Here is an 18,907-nt window from a genome sequence, read left to right on the forward strand (position 1 = left end):
CTGCCCATTAAAGCGGGATAAAAATAAACTCGGTGCTCTCTGCACCGAGTTTACTTAATAAAAGTCGCATCATACTTATCACTTTGCAGCACTTGGAAATGTAAGTTCGCTAAATGTTTCCGTATTTCTGCACTGTCGTCCTCATTTAAATTATTTGCTAAAAACACTATTTCTGTACAATTCCCGCGTTTATCCATCGCATAAACTGCTTTTGTAACTGTCCATGGCGTATAGCCATTTTTTTGCCCTGCATGTCTAAATGTTTTACGATATTTTTTAGCACTCATATCTGTTTCAACGATATTCGCCCACACTTTTTCTTCGGCTTCTGTTAGGCCACCTTTATGATTTGCCTTTTGAAGCAGTACCATATAATCGTTTGCAGAAGCTGCTGGTAATCGATCTGACCAAATTTTATCGTAACGTTCCTCTAAATAAAGAGGAATTTCCTTCTGTAATAATGGCCCCTTCTTCTTTAAGCGTTCATGTATAATCATCGCATATTCACGATATTGCTCTTGAGACATCTCTTTTAACTTTTTCTCTATTTTATATTTCGGAACATGTAATTCTTTATGCAAATATCCAGGGATGTATAAAGATGAAACAATCGGAAATAGCGGCTGATGTGCTGGAAGCGATAAACTTTGTAAATTACGATTAATATTATCTAATCCTAACACTTCCATCAAATATTCAGCATTCGCATTCGAACTAAACTTAACCATTCCTTTTGCCACTTCTTCTAAAGAAACTGCCCCTTCTGTTATCTTTTCTGTCTTTTGCAAATACCTTTGCCATCTATCTTGTGCACCGCCATCTGTATTCGGCACATAATAACGATTTATATCATTAATGGAAACGAAACTAGACGGATCAATTTTCCCTTCCGTAACTTGTTTCGTATATTCAAGCGCCACAATTAACTTCATCGTACTAGCAACTGGCAATACAACATTTGGATTTACAGAATAAACAACTTTATCATTTCTCTTCACGAGAAGGGCACTATTTTTTTCATCTTTATGTTCTTCAATAAAGGATGCGATATACTGTGCATCATCATTATTTGAACTCCACACTTTTTTCACTAAAAAATTACCCGATATTAGCAAAACGAAAATACCCACAATCACTGCGCATACTATAGTTTTTTTCAAGTAAAATTCCTCTCCTATTGTATAACTCTTCTCTATCTATCTCTTTCAAACAAAATAATGGAGATGATTATTTTAGTAATCATCTCCATTATTTTAACTTGTATTCTCCTATTATGTCTACGTCATAATTTTCACGAAGTCTTCGAGAAATTTTTTATAATGTAATGACCAACCAATTCGCACCCAATTCTTTAAGGATTTTGCATCAGGTTGAGGACGAAAATCAGCAATACTTTCTCCTTTTGCAATCCCTACTGTATCTACATCGACACGGCGGTATACATAGTCCAAAATAGACGGATTTGCCGCAACCATCATTGTGACAACGTCATGCACTGGACTTCCTTTTATTTTCGGATTTAGCTTTCTATAAGCTTTATAATAATACGTAAAAATCGGTTCAATTAATTTATTAAAATTCGTTTTAGAATGTTTCGTAATGTAATTCACCATCTCTGGCGTAATAATTGCTTCAGATGTAACGTTAAGTGGCACTAATGTCACATTCTTGGCGTTTTGCATAACTAATTGTGACGCAATCGGATCACCATGAAAATTCGCCTCTGCAACTGGTGTAACATTTCCAGGCATTAAGAAAGAACCACCCATTATATAATATTCTTTCACATACTTCATCATCGGCTTTTCTAAAATAAATGCTGTCGCTAGTGTCGTTGACCTGCCTGCATCGACAATGATTAATTCTCCTTTATATTTTTCAAGAATATCAAAAAAAGCACAAAAAGGTTTTATATTTGGTGAAAAAGCTTTTGGAGGTTTAATTGGCCCTAAACCGTCTGCCCCATGAATTTCTGGATAATACGTTGTAACATCTCCGGATAAAGGAATTTTCGCACCATTAATAACAGGTATATCTTCCCGTCCTGCCATTTGTAGCAAATATGCTGCATTACTTGTCGCCTTTTCTTGTGTTACATTTCCATATCCGGTTACAACACCAACAATATCAATATCAGGATGCATAATTCCGTACATGATGGCTAAAGAGTCATCAATTCCTGGGTCTCCCAAAAATAATACTTTTTTCATCGACCTCAACTCCATCCCCTCAATTGTTATTAATTTATGAATAACCTTACATATACAGAATAAAAAAGAATAAATTCACACAAAAAAACGTAGTCCTCTATAAGGACTACGTTCTTCCTCTAACCTATACTGTTTTTCTTCACAGCACTCATACTTCCAATGATATAAGCTATAAACGCAAAACAAATTGGGAAGACAACTGTATGTATACCGAACGGATTTGGATAGAAAAGATGAATACACATATATGAGCCTACCCCAACTAAAATAGAGGCAAGCGCTCCTGTTGCATTTCCTTTTCTCCAATATAACCCTAATACGATTGGCCAAATGAATGCTGCTTCTAACCCACCGAAAGAAAATAAATTTAACCATATTAAAAAATCTGGTGGTTTAATTGCTGCTGCATAAACGAGCAGCCCTACGATACCAGTAATCCACAAACTTCCTTTTCTAATCGTACTGTCTGCTGCATCTTTATTTATGTAATTTACGTATATGTCTTTAATAATTGATGAACTTACAAGTAACAATAACGAGTTTACTGTAGACATAATTGCTGCCATTGGCGCAGCTAAGAAAACTCCAGCTAGCCAAGGTGGCAACACTTCCATCGCGAGTAGCGGCATGACTTTATCCGGTACCGTTATACCCGGAAGTACGACTCGCGCAAATACACCTGTTAAATGCATACCAATCATAATTGTACCTACAACAACCGTTCCAATTATTAACGCTTGGTGCATAGCTTTTGAATTTTTATAAGACATGGCACGCACGCTAATTTGCGGTAACCCAACAACACCAATTCCAATTAAAATCCAAAATGATGTCACATATGATTTCGTTAAACTACCATCCGCTCCGAATGGTGTAATTAAATTTGGATTGATTTGAATAAGCTCCTGCATAATCTTTTCAATTCCACCACCAGCAATGACAGTAGCAATTAAAATGATTGTCGTTCCAACTAACATAATGATTCCTAATAACGTATCTGATAAAGCAACTGCACGAAATCCACCAATTAATACGTACACAAGTACAGAAAAAGTAAATAAAAATAGTGCTGTTGTATAAGATAGACCCGTTAGTGATTCAATTAATCGGCCACCACCGACCCATTGAGCTACTGTTGCTGAAAATAAGAAGATAATAATACATAACGCAGAAAGTATAACAACTGCTTTATTATTGTATCTTCCCTTTAAATAATCGATAAGAGTAATGGCTTCCATCTTCCTAGCGATAATTGCAAACTTTTTACCGATAACCGTTAAAACGATATACCCTGTTACAACTTGAATCGCAGATAATAATACCCATCCGAGGCCCATATTGTACGCAATACCTGGACCACCAATAAAGCTACTAGCACTACCGTACGTAGCAATCATTGTCATCGCTAATAATAAACCGCCAAGTTCACGCCCACCAAGAAAATATTCTTGTAAAAATTTATTATTAGCAGTCGCTTGTACGCGTCTTGAAGCATATACACCAATTAAAAATACAACGATAAACGAAATTATCATTGGAATGATTACATACCAATTCATCTATTATTCCTCACTTTTTTCTTCCTCATCGAGTGAAATATCTTGAAATACAAAACGAACAACTAAACTAAGTAAAATAACCATAACGATAAATCCAACGATACAGCTATAAAAAAACCATGCTGGAAAACCGAATACATATGTATATTCACTTGGATTTTTACTACCAAGCCCATAAGCAAATCCGTACCATATTATAAAATTGATAATAGCAAGTCCAAGACCAATTAACGCTTCTCTATGGGCAATTCGAAAGCGTGGATCATCATGATAATTCTTCATTTTCTCCCTCCTCTCACGATGTATTATTGTACCATTGTTCTTCTAGTTTTTCCTACTAGAAAGCAAAAACAAGCAGGATTTTTTATAATCATATAGAAGCTTCTCTTACATTACATATTTTTTACAATTGTAACACAAATGAAATTTGAATTTTCAGTATTCGTTAATTATGATTAAAATTAGAGGCTTTCCATCTAGTTCCCACATCCTTGATTTCGGAATAAACGCCGTCTCGTACTGCGTTTACATTATATTTTCAAGGGGGTTATACAATGAGTCAACTAGCTGTAAATCTTCATGAAAAGGTAGAAAAGTTTCTTCAAGGTACAAAAAAGTTATATGTGAATGGATCTTTCATTGAAAGCGCTTCCGGAAAAACATTTAAAACACCTAACCCAGCAACCGGCGAAACACTTGCCGTCGTTTCTGAGGCTGGTCGAGAAGATATTCATAAAGCTGTCGTTGCAGCTCGTATGGCTTTCGACGAAGGTCCTTGGTCTCGCATGAGCACTGCTGAGCGAAGCCGTCTTATGTACAAGTTAGCTGATTTAATGGAAGAACATAAAGAAGAGCTTGCACAGCTCGAAACATTAGATAACGGAAAGCCAATCCGTGAAACAATGGCAGCAGACATACCACTTGCAATTGAACATATGCGCTATTATGCTGGCTGGGCTACGAAAATCGTTGGTCAAACAATTCCTGTTTCTGGTAATTACTTTAACTATACACGCCATGAGGCTGTTGGTGTCGTCGGTCAAATTATTCCTTGGAACTTCCCACTTCTTATGGCAATGTGGAAAATGGGAGCAGCGCTTGCTACAGGATGTACAATCGTTTTAAAACCTGCAGAGCAAACTCCACTATCCGCTCTATACTTAGCTGAATTAATTGAAGAAGCTGGATTCCCGAAAGGTGTTATTAATATCGTTCCTGGATTCGGTGAATCAGCTGGACAAGCTCTCGTTAATCATCCACTCGTTGATAAAATTGCATTTACTGGTTCTACTCCAGTCGGTAAACAAATTATGCGACAAGCATCTGAATCATTAAAACGCGTTACACTTGAGTTAGGCGGTAAATCACCAAATATCATCTTGCCAGATGCTGATTTATCTCGCGCGATTCCTGGTGCACTTTCTGGTGTTATGTTTAACCAAGGACAAGTATGCTCTGCTGGATCACGCTTATTTGTTCCGAAGAAAATGTATGATAATGTCATGGCTGATCTCGTCCTCTATTCTAAAAAACTAAATCAAGGTGTCGGTCTTAACCCTGAAACAACAATCGGTCCTCTCGTTTCCGAAGAACAACAAAAACGTGTAATGGGCTACATTGAAAAAGGGATTGAAGAAGGCGCTGAAGTACTTTGCGGAGGAGGCAATCCATTCGATCAAGGCTACTTCGTTTCTCCTACAGTATTCGCTGACGTAAATGACGAAATGACCATCGCAAAAGAAGAAATTTTCGGTCCAGTTATTTCTGCAATACCTTTTAACGATATTGATGAAGTAATTGAACGTGCAAATAAATCACAATTCGGCTTAGCGGCTGGTGTGTGGACAGAAAATGTTAAAACAGCACATTATGTTGCAAGTAAAGTACGTGCTGGTACAGTATGGGTAAACTGTTATAACGTCTTTGATGCAGCATCTCCATTCGGAGGATTTAAACAATCTGGTCTTGGTCGTGAAATGGGATCTTACGCATTAAATAACTATACAGAAGTGAAGAGTGTTTGGCTCAACTTAAATTAACGAAAAAAGAACCTGGCCTATCCGGTCAGGTTCTTTTCATTATGTATTCATTTAAACTTGCAATCCCCCGCTCACATTTAATACTTCTCCTGTAATATAGGATGCGTACTCTGATGCTAAAAAGGCCGCTGCGTTCGCAATATCTTCTGGCGTTCCAATTCTACCAACCGGAATCGCGCCAACCATCTTTTCTTTCACTTTATCTGGTATCGTTTTTGTCATATCTGTATCCATAAATCCTGGGCAAATCGCGTTACACGTAATGCCGAAACTTCCAACTTCTTTCGCTGCCGTTTTCGTTAAACCTACAACGCCTGCCTTCGTAGCCGCATAATTCGCTTGACCTATGTTTCCTTCTCTACTAATTGAAGATATATTAATAATGCGTCCATACCCTTGTTGTCTCATGTAAAGAAGCGCTGGCTGCATACAATAAAAAACACCTGTTAAATTTACTTGCAGTACTTGTTCCCATTCCGGTTTCTCCATTTTATGTAACATAGCATCTCGCGTAATTCCTGCATTATTTACTAAAATGTGCAGTGTACCAAATGTTTGGACAGCGTATTCAATTAAGGACTTCGCATCATTTTGATTACTCACATCACAACGATACTGCTTCACTTCATATCCTTCATCTGATAACTCACGTGTCGTTTTTTGTAGCTTCTCTTCATTTACATCGCTAATTAATACTTTAGCCCCTAGTTTTGCATAAACCCTTGCAATCTCTTTTCCAATTCCCTGTGCAGCTCCTGTTACTACAGCTGTTTTCCCATTTAAAAACTCCATCCCTATCCCCCATTTCTATTACTTATACTGTATATTTCGGCTCTTTGCTTCCCAATTCCTCTTTGTATAAAAAAGTCTATTTGTGTCAAACTAACTTTGCAACGTCGCATAAAACACAAGGAGATTGTGTCGAATGAACAAAAAAAATTTCAAACAAAACAAAGCTGCTGATGGCATTGATGTTGAGTTCTCTCGTGAACTCGCTGACCACAATGACTTAGAAGCAAACGCACGTGCAAATGCCGCTGATGCACGTCAAAAACGCCAGTCAATAGAGAAATAAGGAACGCACAACCTTATTCTTTTCAACAGGGACCTACTACCCAATAAAATAAACCGAGAGATATCCTCTCGGTTTATTTTCTATATTTTTTTATATAATGTGCCAAAGTAAGTAGCGGATATATATATGCATAGCTATGATAACGAATATAAAACCCACCTGGTAAACCTGTTCCGGTAGGATAGTGTTCATTATCATCAGGATTCGCAAGCAAATATGAAATACCTTTTCGAATAGCTGGTGTTTCTTCATCATGGTAAGAAATGAGAGCATCTAACGCCCATGCTGTTTGGGATGGTGTACTAAATGGTAAAGTAACGAACCTTTTTTCCACGCTACTGTGGCACGATTCCCCCCACCCACCATCTTCATGCTGTATATGGTCCAGCCATAAAGCTGCTCTTTTCATTGATGGATTGCTAGATGGAATTCCGAGTGACCGTAAACCAGTCATAACAGCCCACGTACCATATATATAACAAATCCCCCATTTCCCATACCATGATCCATTTTCCTCTTGCACATTCATTAACCAATTTATCGCACTTTGTTTTTGTTTCTCAGGCAATTCATTTTGCGCGTATGTCCCGAAAAGCTCTAACACTCTTCCTGTAATATCTGGTGTGGAAGGATCTGTAATCATATCGCTTGCATTTTCGATTGGTAAATTTGCTAATAAATTGCTCGTCACACCTTTTTCAAACGCTCCCCAGCCACCATCATTATTTTGTAACCCTTTAACCCAATTGACCCCTTTCTTCCAAGCATTATCTACATTTTCGTTCCCTCTACTTCTTGCCAACGCTCTTAGCACAGCTGTTGTATCATCGACATCTGGAATTGTCGTATTCACATCCGAAAAACCCCAACCGCCTGGAGTCAGCGCCGGAGCATGTACGCTCCAATCAGCTTTTTTTGTATGCTGTTTTTTTAATACATACGCTGCTGCATGTTGAATCATCTTATTATCTTTCGAAGCGTGGGCCTCTTGTAACGTATAGCTGAGTAAAGCCGTATCCCATACAGTTGAAGGAGAATTTTGCAAATGATTCCCTCTTTCCATCTTCCATATATAAGATGTTATCCCTGCTATAGCTTTTTGAATCATTGATGATTGAAGAGAATGTCCTAACGCGAGTAAAGCATAAATCATATAAAATGAGGCAGTTGCGTAACTATATAACGTTCCATTTTCATCGATACGCTCTTTCATAAAACGTTCGACTTCCTCATATCCTTTATGGTGTAAAGAAAGTGGATACGATATGATTTGTTTTACATCACTTAATAACGTTTGAAACAACGGAGACCGCTCCTCCCGAAACCATTTCCCGCCCCCGCCTGCGATATGATTTAAATTTGGCAGTAACTTTTTTCCTACTCGAAATCTTTTATTTAAACACACCATCATCGGAATTAAATGGATACGTGCTGAGCTACTCAATTCAAATATACTTAGGGGTGAATCATTTTGCAGAAACATAATCGGTGTTGGCAAATGAAAGAGCGAAGGGTATTCATATTCTCCATGAATTGCTAATAAAAACTTCGTCATAAAATGAGCACGCGCCACGCCTCCACGTTCCTTAATAAACATTTCGGCTCGCCTCATATTCGCATCTTCTTTTGTATATTTTTTTGAAGCTAGTAAGGCAGCATAAGATTGAATTGTAGCAGATAAATTGCCACCCACTTCATCTTCATACAATTTCCATGTTCCTTCATTTGTTTGAAGTGATGCTAATCTTTTTACAAACGGTTCTATCTCTTTATCTCTACCTAATAATTTTAATAAAAAAATCATATGGCAATCTGTTAATGGTGCTCCTTCAAAGCAAAACTGCCACGTACCATCTTGCCGTTGCATCGTTTGAAGTGCAGTTGTTCTTCTCGCTATTTCTTCATGCACTTTTTCATATAATAACAAGTTACTCACCCACCCTTTCGAAATCCGTATAACGATATTCAAAAAGGTAGCTAAATATGTATGAAAACAAAGAAAAACAGAACATATAAAATGTTCTGCTCATAAGCAATATCCCACTCCGACAATAATCCCTACTAAAGCACCGACTACTACTTCATACGGTGTATGCCCGACAAGTTCATTTAACTTCTTATATTCTGTTTGTCTACCGTGAAAGAACTCATTCAATATTTTCGCTTGTTTACTAACTGCAAGTCTTACTCCTGAAGCATCATACATAACAATTATTGCAAAGATAGCAGCAATAGCAAATAAGGTACTTTCCACACCTTCTACAACGCCAACACCTGTCGCAAGTGCTGTAACAGTTGAAGCATGAGAACTCGGCATCCCACCTGAAGCGAAAAACTTTGCAAAATCAAATTCACCCGTTTTGAATAATTTAAAGACTACTTTCGTTAATTGTGCTAGAAACCATGAAATTACAGCGGCCATAAGCGGATCATTATGTAAAATTGTTTCCACGTTCTCAGCTCCCTACTGACTATAATGGAAATCTATATAGTATCAGTATAAAGAAAAATGCATAGAAAATACTACGCATTATGATACTTTTGCTGATTTATTTTTTATAAATTTCGGTTGTTTCTGCACTAAAAACTTTGTTTTCGCTATTGAAAACACAAATAATGCAACCCATATACAGAAAAATGCCATCATATGAGTAGATGTGAAATGTTCACCAAATACGAATACACCTAAAATTAAACTAATCGTTGGTGCAATATATTGTAAAAATCCTACCATATAAAGCGGAATAAGTTGTGCTCCTTTTGCAAAATAAAAAAGTGGTAAAGCTGTAACAATGCCCGCTCCTATTAATAGTAACGTCGATGACATGGAAATAGATCCAAATGAACCGAATCCATGCGCTCCTGTCATAACGAGATAGATAATCGCAAACGGCGTCACTAACATCGTTTCCATCGTAAGACCAATTGTCGCATCATAGTTTAACAATTTTTTTGTTAATCCGTATAATCCAAATGAAAAGGCAAGTGATAAAGAAACCCACGGAATAGATCCGAAACGGACTGTTAAAATGATAACCCCTATTCCAGCTAAACCAACTGCAACATATTGCCAAAAGTTTAACTTTTCCTTTAAAACGACTGTACCAAGTAAAATACTAATAAGCGGATTAATATAATATCCAAGACTTGCTTCAATGACATGATTATGATTAACGGCCCATATGTAGACAAACCAGTTTCCGCTAATCAAGACTGAAGCTATTGTTAATGACATTAATAATTTAGGTCGTTTAAAAAGATTCACGAACTCCCCAATAAACTGACGAAACCTCTTCGTAACACCTAACACAAGTAACATAAAAACGAACGCCCAAACGATGCGGTGTGCTAATATTTCATCTGCTGGAACTTCCTCAACCCATTTCCAATAGATTGGTAGGATTCCCCACATCGTATAAGCACCAGCCGCATATATAATTCCTTTTTTTTGCTGTGCTGATTGACTCCCCATCTTCCCTTTTCTCCTCTTCTCATTTTTCTCCATTATACGGTCCCGCATGCTCACTTTACCAATAATCAATCTGCAATTCTTTCGACATTTCTCATACAGCAAAAAGTAAACATACTGTTATAACGACAAGTAACGGTATACCGAAAACAAATTTCTTTTTATGTGTTTTATGGTGAAACATATACATACCAATCCAAGCACCAACTGCGCCTCCAGCTACCGCTGATAAAAACAACGTACTTTCTGGCGTTCTCCACTGTTTCTTCTTCGCTTTTCGTTTATCAAGCCCCATAAGGCTAAAAGCTATAACGTTAATAATAATAAAATAAATCCATTTCATCGCTTTCTCTCCCTATGAAAAATTCGCTTAATGGTAACATGAAAAAACGATGGAAACAACTGAAGAACACTTTTTATTAATTAGTTACCTTTATATTTAAATAACCAACTAAAATCGCAGTTACAGCAATTAAATAGAAAGATATTATGAGCAGAATCTTATATTGCATTCCCTTCATCCACTACCATATCATCGAAAAAACTTCTCTCAATCTCTTTTTCATCGAAATGAAGAACTACAATTAGTCCTACATATAAAGAAACGAAATTTAGAAACCATTCCCCATTATCATCTTTCTTAGCTAAACATTTAAATATCTCTTGAAATTGCATACGTTCATCTGCAACAACAACCGGGCGCACACCAAAATATTTCAATACGAAATGTAGGTTCAGCTGCACGGATAATGATAAAATATATTTTAATATCTCCTTATACTCCGCACTATCTTTTTGACTATACAACTTCACAAGCTTTTGATGTAAAGTAGAAATCGATAATTCTTCGTTAGTCACTTTAGTTGCTTCTATCGTTTCAATCATCTTTTTCATATTCATTACATTCACCCCTTCTGCAAAAAAACAAAAGCCAAAGCGTATTTATTTTATAATCAGCAATAATTGAGTATTTCTCATCTCTCGTTCTTCTTCACTAACCAAATCATACTTTTTTAAAAGATGAAAGATATCATTTAATATTTCCTGTGAATGATTCCCTCGCGAAAATACCTTTAACTCTTTAAAAATCACTTCCGGTAAAAAACTCTTTTGACTTTCAAGTTTACTCATTACATCTTCCATAGAATGATCGATATTACACGCCATACTAAACTTCCCCCTCTATCCTCTATAAATAATATCCTCCGCTAACGATGTAAACACTTCTCCTACAAGAGACTCTTCATCATATACAGATGAACCGTTATTTTCTTCTCGTCTTGCAAAAGGTATTTGTGCAATCACTTCTGTTTGCAATTGTTCTGCAAGCATTTCGCCGCCTCCTTTTCCGAAGAGATAATTTTTCGATCCATCTTGTTCTTCATAATAAGCCATATTTTCTACAATTCCTAAAATCTCGTGTTTCGTATGTTTTGCCATAACACCTACTCTAGATGCTACGAATGAAGCTACGTTGTGTGGTGTTGTAACGATAATTTCTTGCGCCTGCGGGATCATTGCTGCAACATCAATAGCTACATCTCCTGTGCCAGGTGGTAAATCAAGAAGTAAATAATCTAATTCTCCCCAGTGCGTATTCGCAAGGAAATTTTGAATCCATTTATTTAACATCGGTCCGCGCCACATAACCGGGTTATTTCCTTCTGCAAAAAATCCCATCGACATAATTTTAACACCGTGACTTACAACCGGAATTGCCGTTTGATCAATCATCGTCGGTTTTTGATTCGTTTCCATCATAGCCGGAATGCTAAAACCATATATATCTGCATCTAATATCCCCACTTTTTTTCCCATACGAGCTAAAGCAGTTGCAAGGTTAATTGTCACTGTTGATTTTCCAACTCCACCTTTACCGCTCGTTACAGTAATAAATCGTACCCCTGAATCAAGGCGAAGCATGCTCGGCATTCCAGTTTCTGTTCTACTATTTTTCTTTAACTTCTCTGTTAGCGCAGCTCGTTCTTCTTGTGTCATAGAACCAAATGTCAAATCTACTTTAGATGCACCAATTGCCTGAAGAGACTCTTCCACATCTTGTTGAATTTTTGCCTTTAATGGACAACCTTGAATCGTTAGCACTACTTCAAGTTTAACCTCTGTTCCATTCATTTGTATATTTCTAACCATATTTAATTCTACAATACTTTTGTGTAACTCCGGATCCTCTACATGTTTTAATGCGTTCATTATTTGTTCTTGAGTAATCATAGAACTCATCCCTTCTCGTATTCGAATTTATATACAACATCTTCTTGGCGAAAAAGCTTATTATCCCCCACTAACGGGCGGGATTAATGCGACTATATCTCCAGCTTTTATCATCTCTTCATCCGTTACAAATTCTTCATTAACAGCCACCATCACTCTATCAAGCGATTGTAAGCAATAGCTTGCTTTGAGCCATTCTTTTAATTGCTGCACTGTCATTTCTTGTTTTTCTGAAATTATTAATTGATCCGATCCGATTTCCTCACGCAAATTTGCGAACAATAAAATTGTAATCATCTTCTCATTCTTCCTTCTTCGGTTTTCCTTCTGGATATGCCGTATTTTCAAGTTGATCTCCAATCCACATCGTCCCATCTTCCCAAAATTCTTTTTTCCAAATTGGGACGATTTGTTTTATACGTTCAATCGCGTATTCATTCGCTTCATACGCTACTTTACGATGCGGTGATGAAACTGCAATAACGACCGCAATATCCATGATTTCTAGCCGCCCTACACGGTGCTTAATTGCTACTTTTGCGTCCGGCCATTTTCCGTTAATTTCTTCACCAATTTTTGTAAGTTGTTTTACTGCCATCGGTTTATATGCTTCATACTCTAAATGTAACGTTCGTTTTCCTTTTGTTAATTCTCTCACCGTACCAATAAATGTTGTAATTGCACCTGCTTCTCTTCTTGCGACTTTATTCGTTACTTCTTCAACTACAATCGGTATATCTACAATCTCAAATAGCGCTTGTCCCATTAGAAACACCTCTCACTTTATAAAATGCCCAAGGCCATTCACTACCTTCGTTATCTTCCAGCAAAAGAACATCTACGAACATATCTTTTTTATAACCTCTCGTACCACCTGGAAGTACAATAAATATATTTGTCTCTGCTAGAGAAGAAACCGAGCTAGATTTATCAAACCCTGACGGATAAGCGATTAATTGCCCTTCGTTATATGTCAGTTTTGCTCGCACAAATCTGGTAAATGGATTTGGTTTTAGAAAATCTTCTCCTAATAACGCTTTTTCTCTTTTTACATGTGCTTTTTCACTAAACATATACGTCCGAATACAAGGTCTTACAAATAATTCAAATCCTACGTAACAAGCAGATGGATTTCCTGATAAACCAAATAATAACTTGCCATTTAATTGTGCTACAGTCGTAACACTACCTGGCCGCATTGCAACTTTATTGAAAAGAACCGATGCACCTAACTTTTCGTAAATAGCTGGTAAATAATCGTAATCCCCTACTGATACACCACCTGTTGTAATGAGCATATCCACTTGGCTTAACGCTTCTTTTACAGCTGTGAAGCATGTATGAAACTCATCGCTAAACTTCCCAAAATATTTTACTCTTCCGCCCGCTCTTCGAATTTGAGACAATATCATATACGTATTACTATTTCGGATTTTCCCTGGCTGTAATGAATCATTTACATCCAGTAATTCACTACCAGTCGCTAACAATCCAATTACAGGCTTTCTTGCCACTGGTACCTCACTATATCCAAACGTAGCAAGAAGAGCTGAAATACCTGGATGAATGTATGATCCTTTTTTTGCAAGAACCGTTCCTTTACGAGCATCTTCACCTTGAAAAGAAATATTGTCACCCGTTTTGAATGATCGCTTCACTTCCATATAATTGTTGCCAGCTTCCTCATATTGACGAGTCAGCTCTAACATAACAACCGCATCACACCCATTCGGAATTTGCGCTCCCGTCATAATTCGAACCGCTTGAAACGGCCCTACTTTCTCGTGAAATATTGATCCCGCACCAATTTCACCAATTACTTCAAACACAATTGGTGTTTCATAACTTGCTACATTCGTATCTTCTGCTCTAATAGCAAATCCGTCATACGGTGAACGATTGAATGAAGGTACGTCATGGTCAGCTATTAAATCCTCCGCTAATATACGTCCGTAAGCTAATTCAATAGGTAGTAACTCCTTTAATCCCTCATTAGCAAATCCCATTACTTTACGAACAGCTTCTTCAACCGTAATTGGCACTCTTCTTTCCATTATTGACAACCCTTTCTATTAACCGAATACGCGATAATATAATTGTTTCGCTTTCGAAATATCATTTGTACCATGAATGAAAACACGACCATCTCGAAAAATAACGACGCGGTAATCATCTAGTTGGCAAGATAGTAAATACGGATTCCGATCTACTTCCCCCAATTTTTTTAATACTTTTTCTATATCGTCAAAATCGTACTTCCTATTTTCTACCGGCCTAATTTGCACTGTATTTCTTCCGCATAAAACAGCCACCTTCGTTTGGTTTTCGTATGATAAATAAGGATAAGTTCGATTCAAACCGCACGAGGGGCAATCTTCTGTTTTGATTTTCCCTAGTCTTATAAAATGATTTTGATTACTCCATATATCAAACATGAAAAATGTTTTTCTAATTGCTGAGAAATCTCCGACTAAAATTTTGAGTGCTTCCGCCACTTGATATGCTGCGACGATTTGAACAGTCGGGCTAATAATTCCAGCGGTATCACATGTCACACCTGTAACAGGAACGTTCTTCAGCACGCAATGTAAACACGGTGTCTCTTGCGGAATAACCGTATGACTCATACCGTACGATCCAACGCAAGAACCATATACCCACGGGATATTATGTTTTTGTGATAAGTCATTTATTATAAATCGAATATCAAAATTATCTGTTGCATCAATTATTACATCTACATTTTTTAATAGGTCCTCCATATTTTCTGCAACTGCATCCATTACGAAAGCATGCATTTGTACTTCCGAATTAATTTGTTCTAGCCGGTCTTTAGCAACAATTGCTTTCGGCATTTTCTTTCTCGCATCTTGTTCAGAGTACAATTGTTGCCTTTGTAAATTACTCCATTCAACGTAATCACGATCAATAATCGTCAATTTGCCAATACCTGCACGTACGAAACTTTCGGCACTTGCACTTCCTAATGCGCCTGCTCCTACAATTAACACATGTTTATTCCGAATTTTTTCTTGCCCTCTACTCCCAATTGGTTTGAACAACTGTTGTCGTGAATACCGCTCATCCATTACATATCCTTCCTCTCACGAACTCTATTTCATATTAGAATGTTGTTTTTGATAACAAGCAAAATAAGCAAATCCAACAAATCCAGCTCCCCCAATTACATTTCCGATAAAAACAGGAACAAAATTTCTAGCAAGATCCATCCACGTCAGATGACCTGCAAAAATAACTGCTGAAATAACAAACATATTTGCTACCACTTGCTGAAATCCAATCACTACAAATGCCATAATCGGAATCCAAATTCCGATTATTTTCCCGACAAAATCACTCGTCCCATAAGCGAGCCAAAGCGCAAGACAAACGAGCCAATTACAACCAATTGCTAAAATTAAAGTTCTCCCAAATGATTCATGTAATTTCCCTTCCGCTATCGCTACCGTTTTATTTAAATAATCTCCCTCTGTTAATCCGCCAAGATGACCGAAACAATACGCAACAAAAATAGCTCCCACGAAATTCATGAAAGTAATCCAAACCCAATTATTTAGTACACTTACCAATGTAATTTTCTTTGCATAAAGCGCCATAGAAAGTGACATCATATTTCCGGTAATTAATTCTCCTCCTGCTAATACGACGAGCATTAATCCAACAGGGAAAACCGCTCCTCCTAAAACATTGACTAAACTACCCCAGCGCTCAGGTAAATTACCTAAAACACGAATATTAAGCAAAAAACCTAACGAAATAAACGCTCCTCCTAAAAAACCGAGAATAAGCATTGCTGGCAACGTCTGACTTACTTTTTGAACACCGGCCTCAATTACAAGCTCAGCAATTTGTTCCGGTTTATGAAATGCCATTACTAATTCCTCCATTTTCTCCAAATAAAAAAGCAGCTTCAAAAAACCTCCTCAAAATAAAGGTTTTTGAATGCTGCTTAATTTCTCTGCACATCTTTTACAGAGATATCAATCATCACTTTTACTATAAAATAGAAAATCTACAAACGTTGCATACTTTCCATTTTGTATATACTTCCTCAAAGCGTCACTCTTATATATCAACCACCAATATGTGACATTTCAATTTTAGGCGATCTTTTTTTACTTGTATGATTTAAGCGTTCATCTGAATAACGATCTTCTCGGTTGTTCCATATATCACGTACGATATCTGTTATTTCCTCGTCACTGTATCCAGATCGAAGTAGTTCCCTCAAGTCATTTCCTTTAGAAGCGAACAAACAAGTATATAATTTTCCTTCTGCAGAAATACGTGCTCTCGTACATGATGAACAGAAGGAATCTGTTACTGATGAAATAATACCTATCTCTTCTTCATTTCCAATATAACGATAGCGAGTCGCAACTTCACCTGCATAATTTGCTTCTATCCGTTCTAATGGCATAACTTGATGAATGGCATCTACTATCTCTTGTTTCGAGACGACCTCTCTTAATTCCCAACCGTTATAATTTCCAACGTCCATATACTCAATAAAACGAAGAATATGCTTATTTTCCTTAAAGTATTGCGCCATCTGCAAAATATCTTGTTCATTTTTCCCTTTTTGAACGACCATGTTAATTTTAATTTTCATACCAACTTCAGCTGCAGCCTGTATGCCTTCCAGGACCCTTTGCACTTTGCTTCTATTACCATTCAAATAGAAAAACCGATCTTCTTCTAAGGAATCTAAACTAACTGTCACACGTGATAAACCCGCCTTATATAAATCAGGAGCAAACTTTTTCAGTAGTGATCCATTGGTTGTTAAACCGATATCCTCCACACCATCTATTTTATTAAGGCGCTCAATAAGCTGCGGAAGACCTCTTCGAAGTAACGGTTCTCCGCCCGTAATGCGTAACTTTCTTACACCTAAAGAAACAAAAATACGTGTTATCCTTTCAATCTCATCAAAAGATAAAATTTTATCATTAGACAAAAACGAATAATCAGGACCAAATATTTCTTCTGGCATACAATAACGACAGCGGAAATTACAGCGATCAGTAACAGAAATACGTAAATCCTTTAAAGGACGTTGTAGTTTGTCTAATGTGACAGATTTCATATTTATTGCCTCACTTTTACTTATTTTATATTTATAACACGCTCTGGATGCGTATATACATTTAATGATTGATTCCGAATAAACCCTATCGTAGTAATACCTAATTCTTCTGCTAGCTGCAAAGCCAATTCGGTTGGAGCTGATTTTGACAATATAATTTCACAACCGATTTTTGCAACTTTCAATAATATTTCCGAAGAAATACGACCACTAAATACAATGACTTTATCTTTTATAGAAATATTATTTTTTAAGCAATAACCGTAAATTTTATCTAATGCATTATGTCTACCGATATCCATTCGGCTTAAAATAATGCCATTCACATCACACAAAGATGCATTATGAACGCCACCTGTATGTTGAAACGTCTCCGCAGATTGCTGCATTTCTTTCATTAATCGAAAGCAGTCTTCTGCAGCAACCTGTACATGGACACCATTCATTTTTTTAGCGCTTAGTACATCATTTGCAAAAACAAACCCTTGTCTACTCATACCACAGCATGAAGTAATATAACGTTTATTTTGCATTTGTTCGTAATACGGATTCACTTTTTTCGTTGTGACATGCACAAATCCTTCTTTCTCTTGTACCCATATGTCATCAATATCTTCATACTTCCGAATGATTCCTTCAGATGCTAAAAAGCCTATTACCATATCTTCTATATATTCTGGAGTACTAACCATTGTAACAAACTCCTGTCCGTTCATTTTAATCGTGACAGGAAACTCTGTTACAATACTGTCCTCTATATGTTTAAACGCCCCTTGTTCATAACGAAAGATTTCTCTTTCTACCTGTATCGGTTTCACGATCAGTATCCTTCTCTCACGTTATATTTTTATCAAAAACAAATACCGAAACTGCAATATCTTCTTCTACTTTCATATCTGAAAATAAATTCACTAATTTCGCTCCAACAAGTTCCTCCAAATGTTCACGGGAATTCGCAGCATACACTTCTTGAATCATTTTCGTTCTAGCCATATGAACCATTTCCGCACCGTCCATCGTACTTGAAATGAATTTTTCAGTAGGTGTTAAGTTTCCGTAAAGGGTCGCAATCGCCATATTTTCAGCAAAAACAGTATGAATTCGTTCTGGTCCTTTTCCGAAAAGTTCCTTTCGAAGTTTTCGTATCATATCATTAAATTCATGTACTTTTTTTGACATACAATTATACCTCCCAAAAATCCTCATTTTACTT

Annotated in this window: 22 protein-coding genes; 2 read left to right on the forward strand and 20 right to left on the reverse strand. The window is 36.9% G+C overall.

Annotated elements, in window-relative coordinates:
• Positions 1-50: 50 nt before the first annotated feature.
• The 4 genes from RBB48_RS12720 to RBB48_RS12735 form a co-directional block, all read right to left on the reverse strand.
• Entirely contained in the window at positions 51-1,160 is a 1,110-nt protein-coding gene (locus RBB48_RS12720; RefSeq protein ID WP_097889894.1) for a serine hydrolase, read from the reverse strand.
• 117 nt (positions 1,161-1,277) lie between these two features.
• Positions 1,278-2,210: a nucleoside hydrolase gene (locus RBB48_RS12725; RefSeq protein WP_097889895.1), complete on the reverse strand. Its 933-nt coding sequence runs from the start codon at positions 2,208-2,210 to the stop codon at positions 1,278-1,280.
• 119 nt (positions 2,211-2,329) lie between these two features.
• Complete coding sequence (gene panF, locus RBB48_RS12730) at positions 2,330-3,769, reverse strand: sodium/pantothenate symporter (RefSeq protein WP_001104842.1); 1,440 nt, start codon at positions 3,767-3,769, stop codon at positions 2,330-2,332.
• 3 nt (positions 3,770-3,772) lie between these two features.
• The gene (locus RBB48_RS12735; protein WP_000800722.1) at positions 3,773-4,051 is read right to left on the reverse strand and encodes a YhdT family protein; all 279 of its coding nucleotides are present in this window, start codon (positions 4,049-4,051) and stop codon (positions 3,773-3,775) included.
• A 272-nt stretch (positions 4,052-4,323) separates the two neighbouring features.
• Between RBB48_RS12735 and dhaS the strand changes: the two genes are divergently transcribed.
• Entirely contained in the window at positions 4,324-5,808 is a 1,485-nt protein-coding gene (gene dhaS / locus RBB48_RS12740; protein WP_046954598.1) for an aldehyde dehydrogenase DhaS, read from the forward strand.
• 51 nt (positions 5,809-5,859) lie between these two features.
• Here the strand turns inward: dhaS and fabG are convergent, their stop codons facing one another.
• Complete coding sequence (gene fabG, locus RBB48_RS12745) at positions 5,860-6,600, reverse strand: 3-oxoacyl-ACP reductase FabG (protein WP_000395032.1); 741 nt, start codon at positions 6,598-6,600, stop codon at positions 5,860-5,862.
• Positions 6,601-6,733: 133 nt separating this feature from the next.
• Between fabG and RBB48_RS12750 the strand changes: the two genes are divergently transcribed.
• Positions 6,734-6,883: a YfhD family protein gene (locus RBB48_RS12750; RefSeq protein WP_060487356.1), complete on the forward strand. Its 150-nt coding sequence runs from the start codon at positions 6,734-6,736 to the stop codon at positions 6,881-6,883.
• A 73-nt stretch (positions 6,884-6,956) separates the two neighbouring features.
• Here the strand turns inward: RBB48_RS12750 and RBB48_RS12755 are convergent, their stop codons facing one another.
• From RBB48_RS12755 to RBB48_RS12825, 15 genes are all read right to left on the reverse strand, one after another.
• Entirely contained in the window at positions 6,957-8,810 is a 1,854-nt protein-coding gene (locus RBB48_RS12755) for a terpene cyclase/mutase family protein (RefSeq protein ID WP_097889896.1), read from the reverse strand.
• 99 nt (positions 8,811-8,909) lie between these two features.
• Positions 8,910-9,335 (reverse strand): divergent PAP2 family protein, encoded by a 426-nt coding sequence (locus tag RBB48_RS12760; protein ID WP_000447816.1) that lies wholly within the window; start codon positions 9,333-9,335, stop codon positions 8,910-8,912.
• 78 nt (positions 9,336-9,413) lie between these two features.
• Positions 9,414-10,355: an EamA family transporter RarD gene (gene rarD, locus RBB48_RS12765; protein ID WP_000535553.1), complete on the reverse strand. Its 942-nt coding sequence runs from the start codon at positions 10,353-10,355 to the stop codon at positions 9,414-9,416.
• Between the two features lie 91 nt (positions 10,356-10,446).
• Positions 10,447-10,695: a DUF1294 domain-containing protein gene (locus RBB48_RS12770; RefSeq protein ID WP_000871331.1), complete on the reverse strand. Its 249-nt coding sequence runs from the start codon at positions 10,693-10,695 to the stop codon at positions 10,447-10,449.
• Between the two features lie 158 nt (positions 10,696-10,853).
• The gene (locus tag RBB48_RS12775) at positions 10,854-11,252 is read right to left on the reverse strand and encodes a hypothetical protein (RefSeq protein ID WP_075311544.1); all 399 of its coding nucleotides are present in this window, start codon (positions 11,250-11,252) and stop codon (positions 10,854-10,856) included.
• Between the two features lie 42 nt (positions 11,253-11,294).
• A complete protein-coding gene (locus RBB48_RS12780) occupies positions 11,295-11,519 on the reverse strand; it encodes a group-specific protein (protein WP_097889897.1) in 225 nt (74 codons plus the stop codon).
• Between the two features lie 15 nt (positions 11,520-11,534).
• A complete protein-coding gene (locus RBB48_RS12785) occupies positions 11,535-12,584 on the reverse strand; it encodes a P-loop NTPase (protein ID WP_087982172.1) in 1,050 nt (349 codons plus the stop codon).
• Positions 12,585-12,644: 60 nt separating this feature from the next.
• On the reverse strand, positions 12,645-12,881 hold the full coding sequence (gene moaD / locus RBB48_RS12790) for a molybdopterin converting factor subunit 1 (protein ID WP_087982170.1): 237 nt from the start codon (positions 12,879-12,881) through the stop codon (positions 12,645-12,647).
• Positions 12,882-12,885: 4 nt separating this feature from the next.
• Positions 12,886-13,350 carry a molybdopterin synthase catalytic subunit MoaE gene (gene moaE / locus RBB48_RS12795; RefSeq protein ID WP_088608890.1) on the reverse strand — a complete coding sequence of 155 codons (465 nt, stop codon included), beginning with the start codon at positions 13,348-13,350 and terminating at the stop codon, positions 12,886-12,888.
• Positions 13,331-14,638, reverse strand: a complete 1,308-nt coding sequence (moeA, locus tag RBB48_RS12800; RefSeq protein WP_088064164.1) for a molybdopterin molybdotransferase MoeA — start codon at positions 14,636-14,638, stop codon at positions 13,331-13,333. The genes moaE and moeA overlap by 20 nt, the downstream gene beginning before the upstream one ends.
• Positions 14,639-14,656: 18 nt before the next feature.
• Complete coding sequence (locus RBB48_RS12805) at positions 14,657-15,673, reverse strand: molybdopterin-synthase adenylyltransferase MoeB (RefSeq protein ID WP_306007730.1); 1,017 nt, start codon at positions 15,671-15,673, stop codon at positions 14,657-14,659.
• Between the two features lie 24 nt (positions 15,674-15,697).
• Positions 15,698-16,477: a formate channel gene (locus RBB48_RS12810; protein WP_033656377.1), complete on the reverse strand. Its 780-nt coding sequence runs from the start codon at positions 16,475-16,477 to the stop codon at positions 15,698-15,700.
• 200 nt (positions 16,478-16,677) lie between these two features.
• On the reverse strand, positions 16,678-17,694 hold the full coding sequence (gene moaA / locus RBB48_RS12815) for a GTP 3',8-cyclase MoaA (protein WP_306007731.1): 1,017 nt from the start codon (positions 17,692-17,694) through the stop codon (positions 16,678-16,680).
• Between the two features lie 20 nt (positions 17,695-17,714).
• On the reverse strand, positions 17,715-18,512 hold the full coding sequence (gene fdhD / locus RBB48_RS12820; RefSeq protein ID WP_306007732.1) for a formate dehydrogenase accessory sulfurtransferase FdhD: 798 nt from the start codon (positions 18,510-18,512) through the stop codon (positions 17,715-17,717).
• A 16-nt stretch (positions 18,513-18,528) separates the two neighbouring features.
• Entirely contained in the window at positions 18,529-18,873 is a 345-nt protein-coding gene (locus tag RBB48_RS12825; RefSeq protein ID WP_000039582.1) for a Na-translocating system protein MpsC family protein, read from the reverse strand.
• Positions 18,874-18,907 lie beyond the last annotated feature (34 nt).

Source organism: Bacillus sp. MMSF_3353 (genome assembly GCF_030733445.1).
Classification (GTDB): domain Bacteria; phylum Bacillota; class Bacilli; order Bacillales; family Bacillaceae_G; genus Bacillus_A; species Bacillus_A wiedmannii.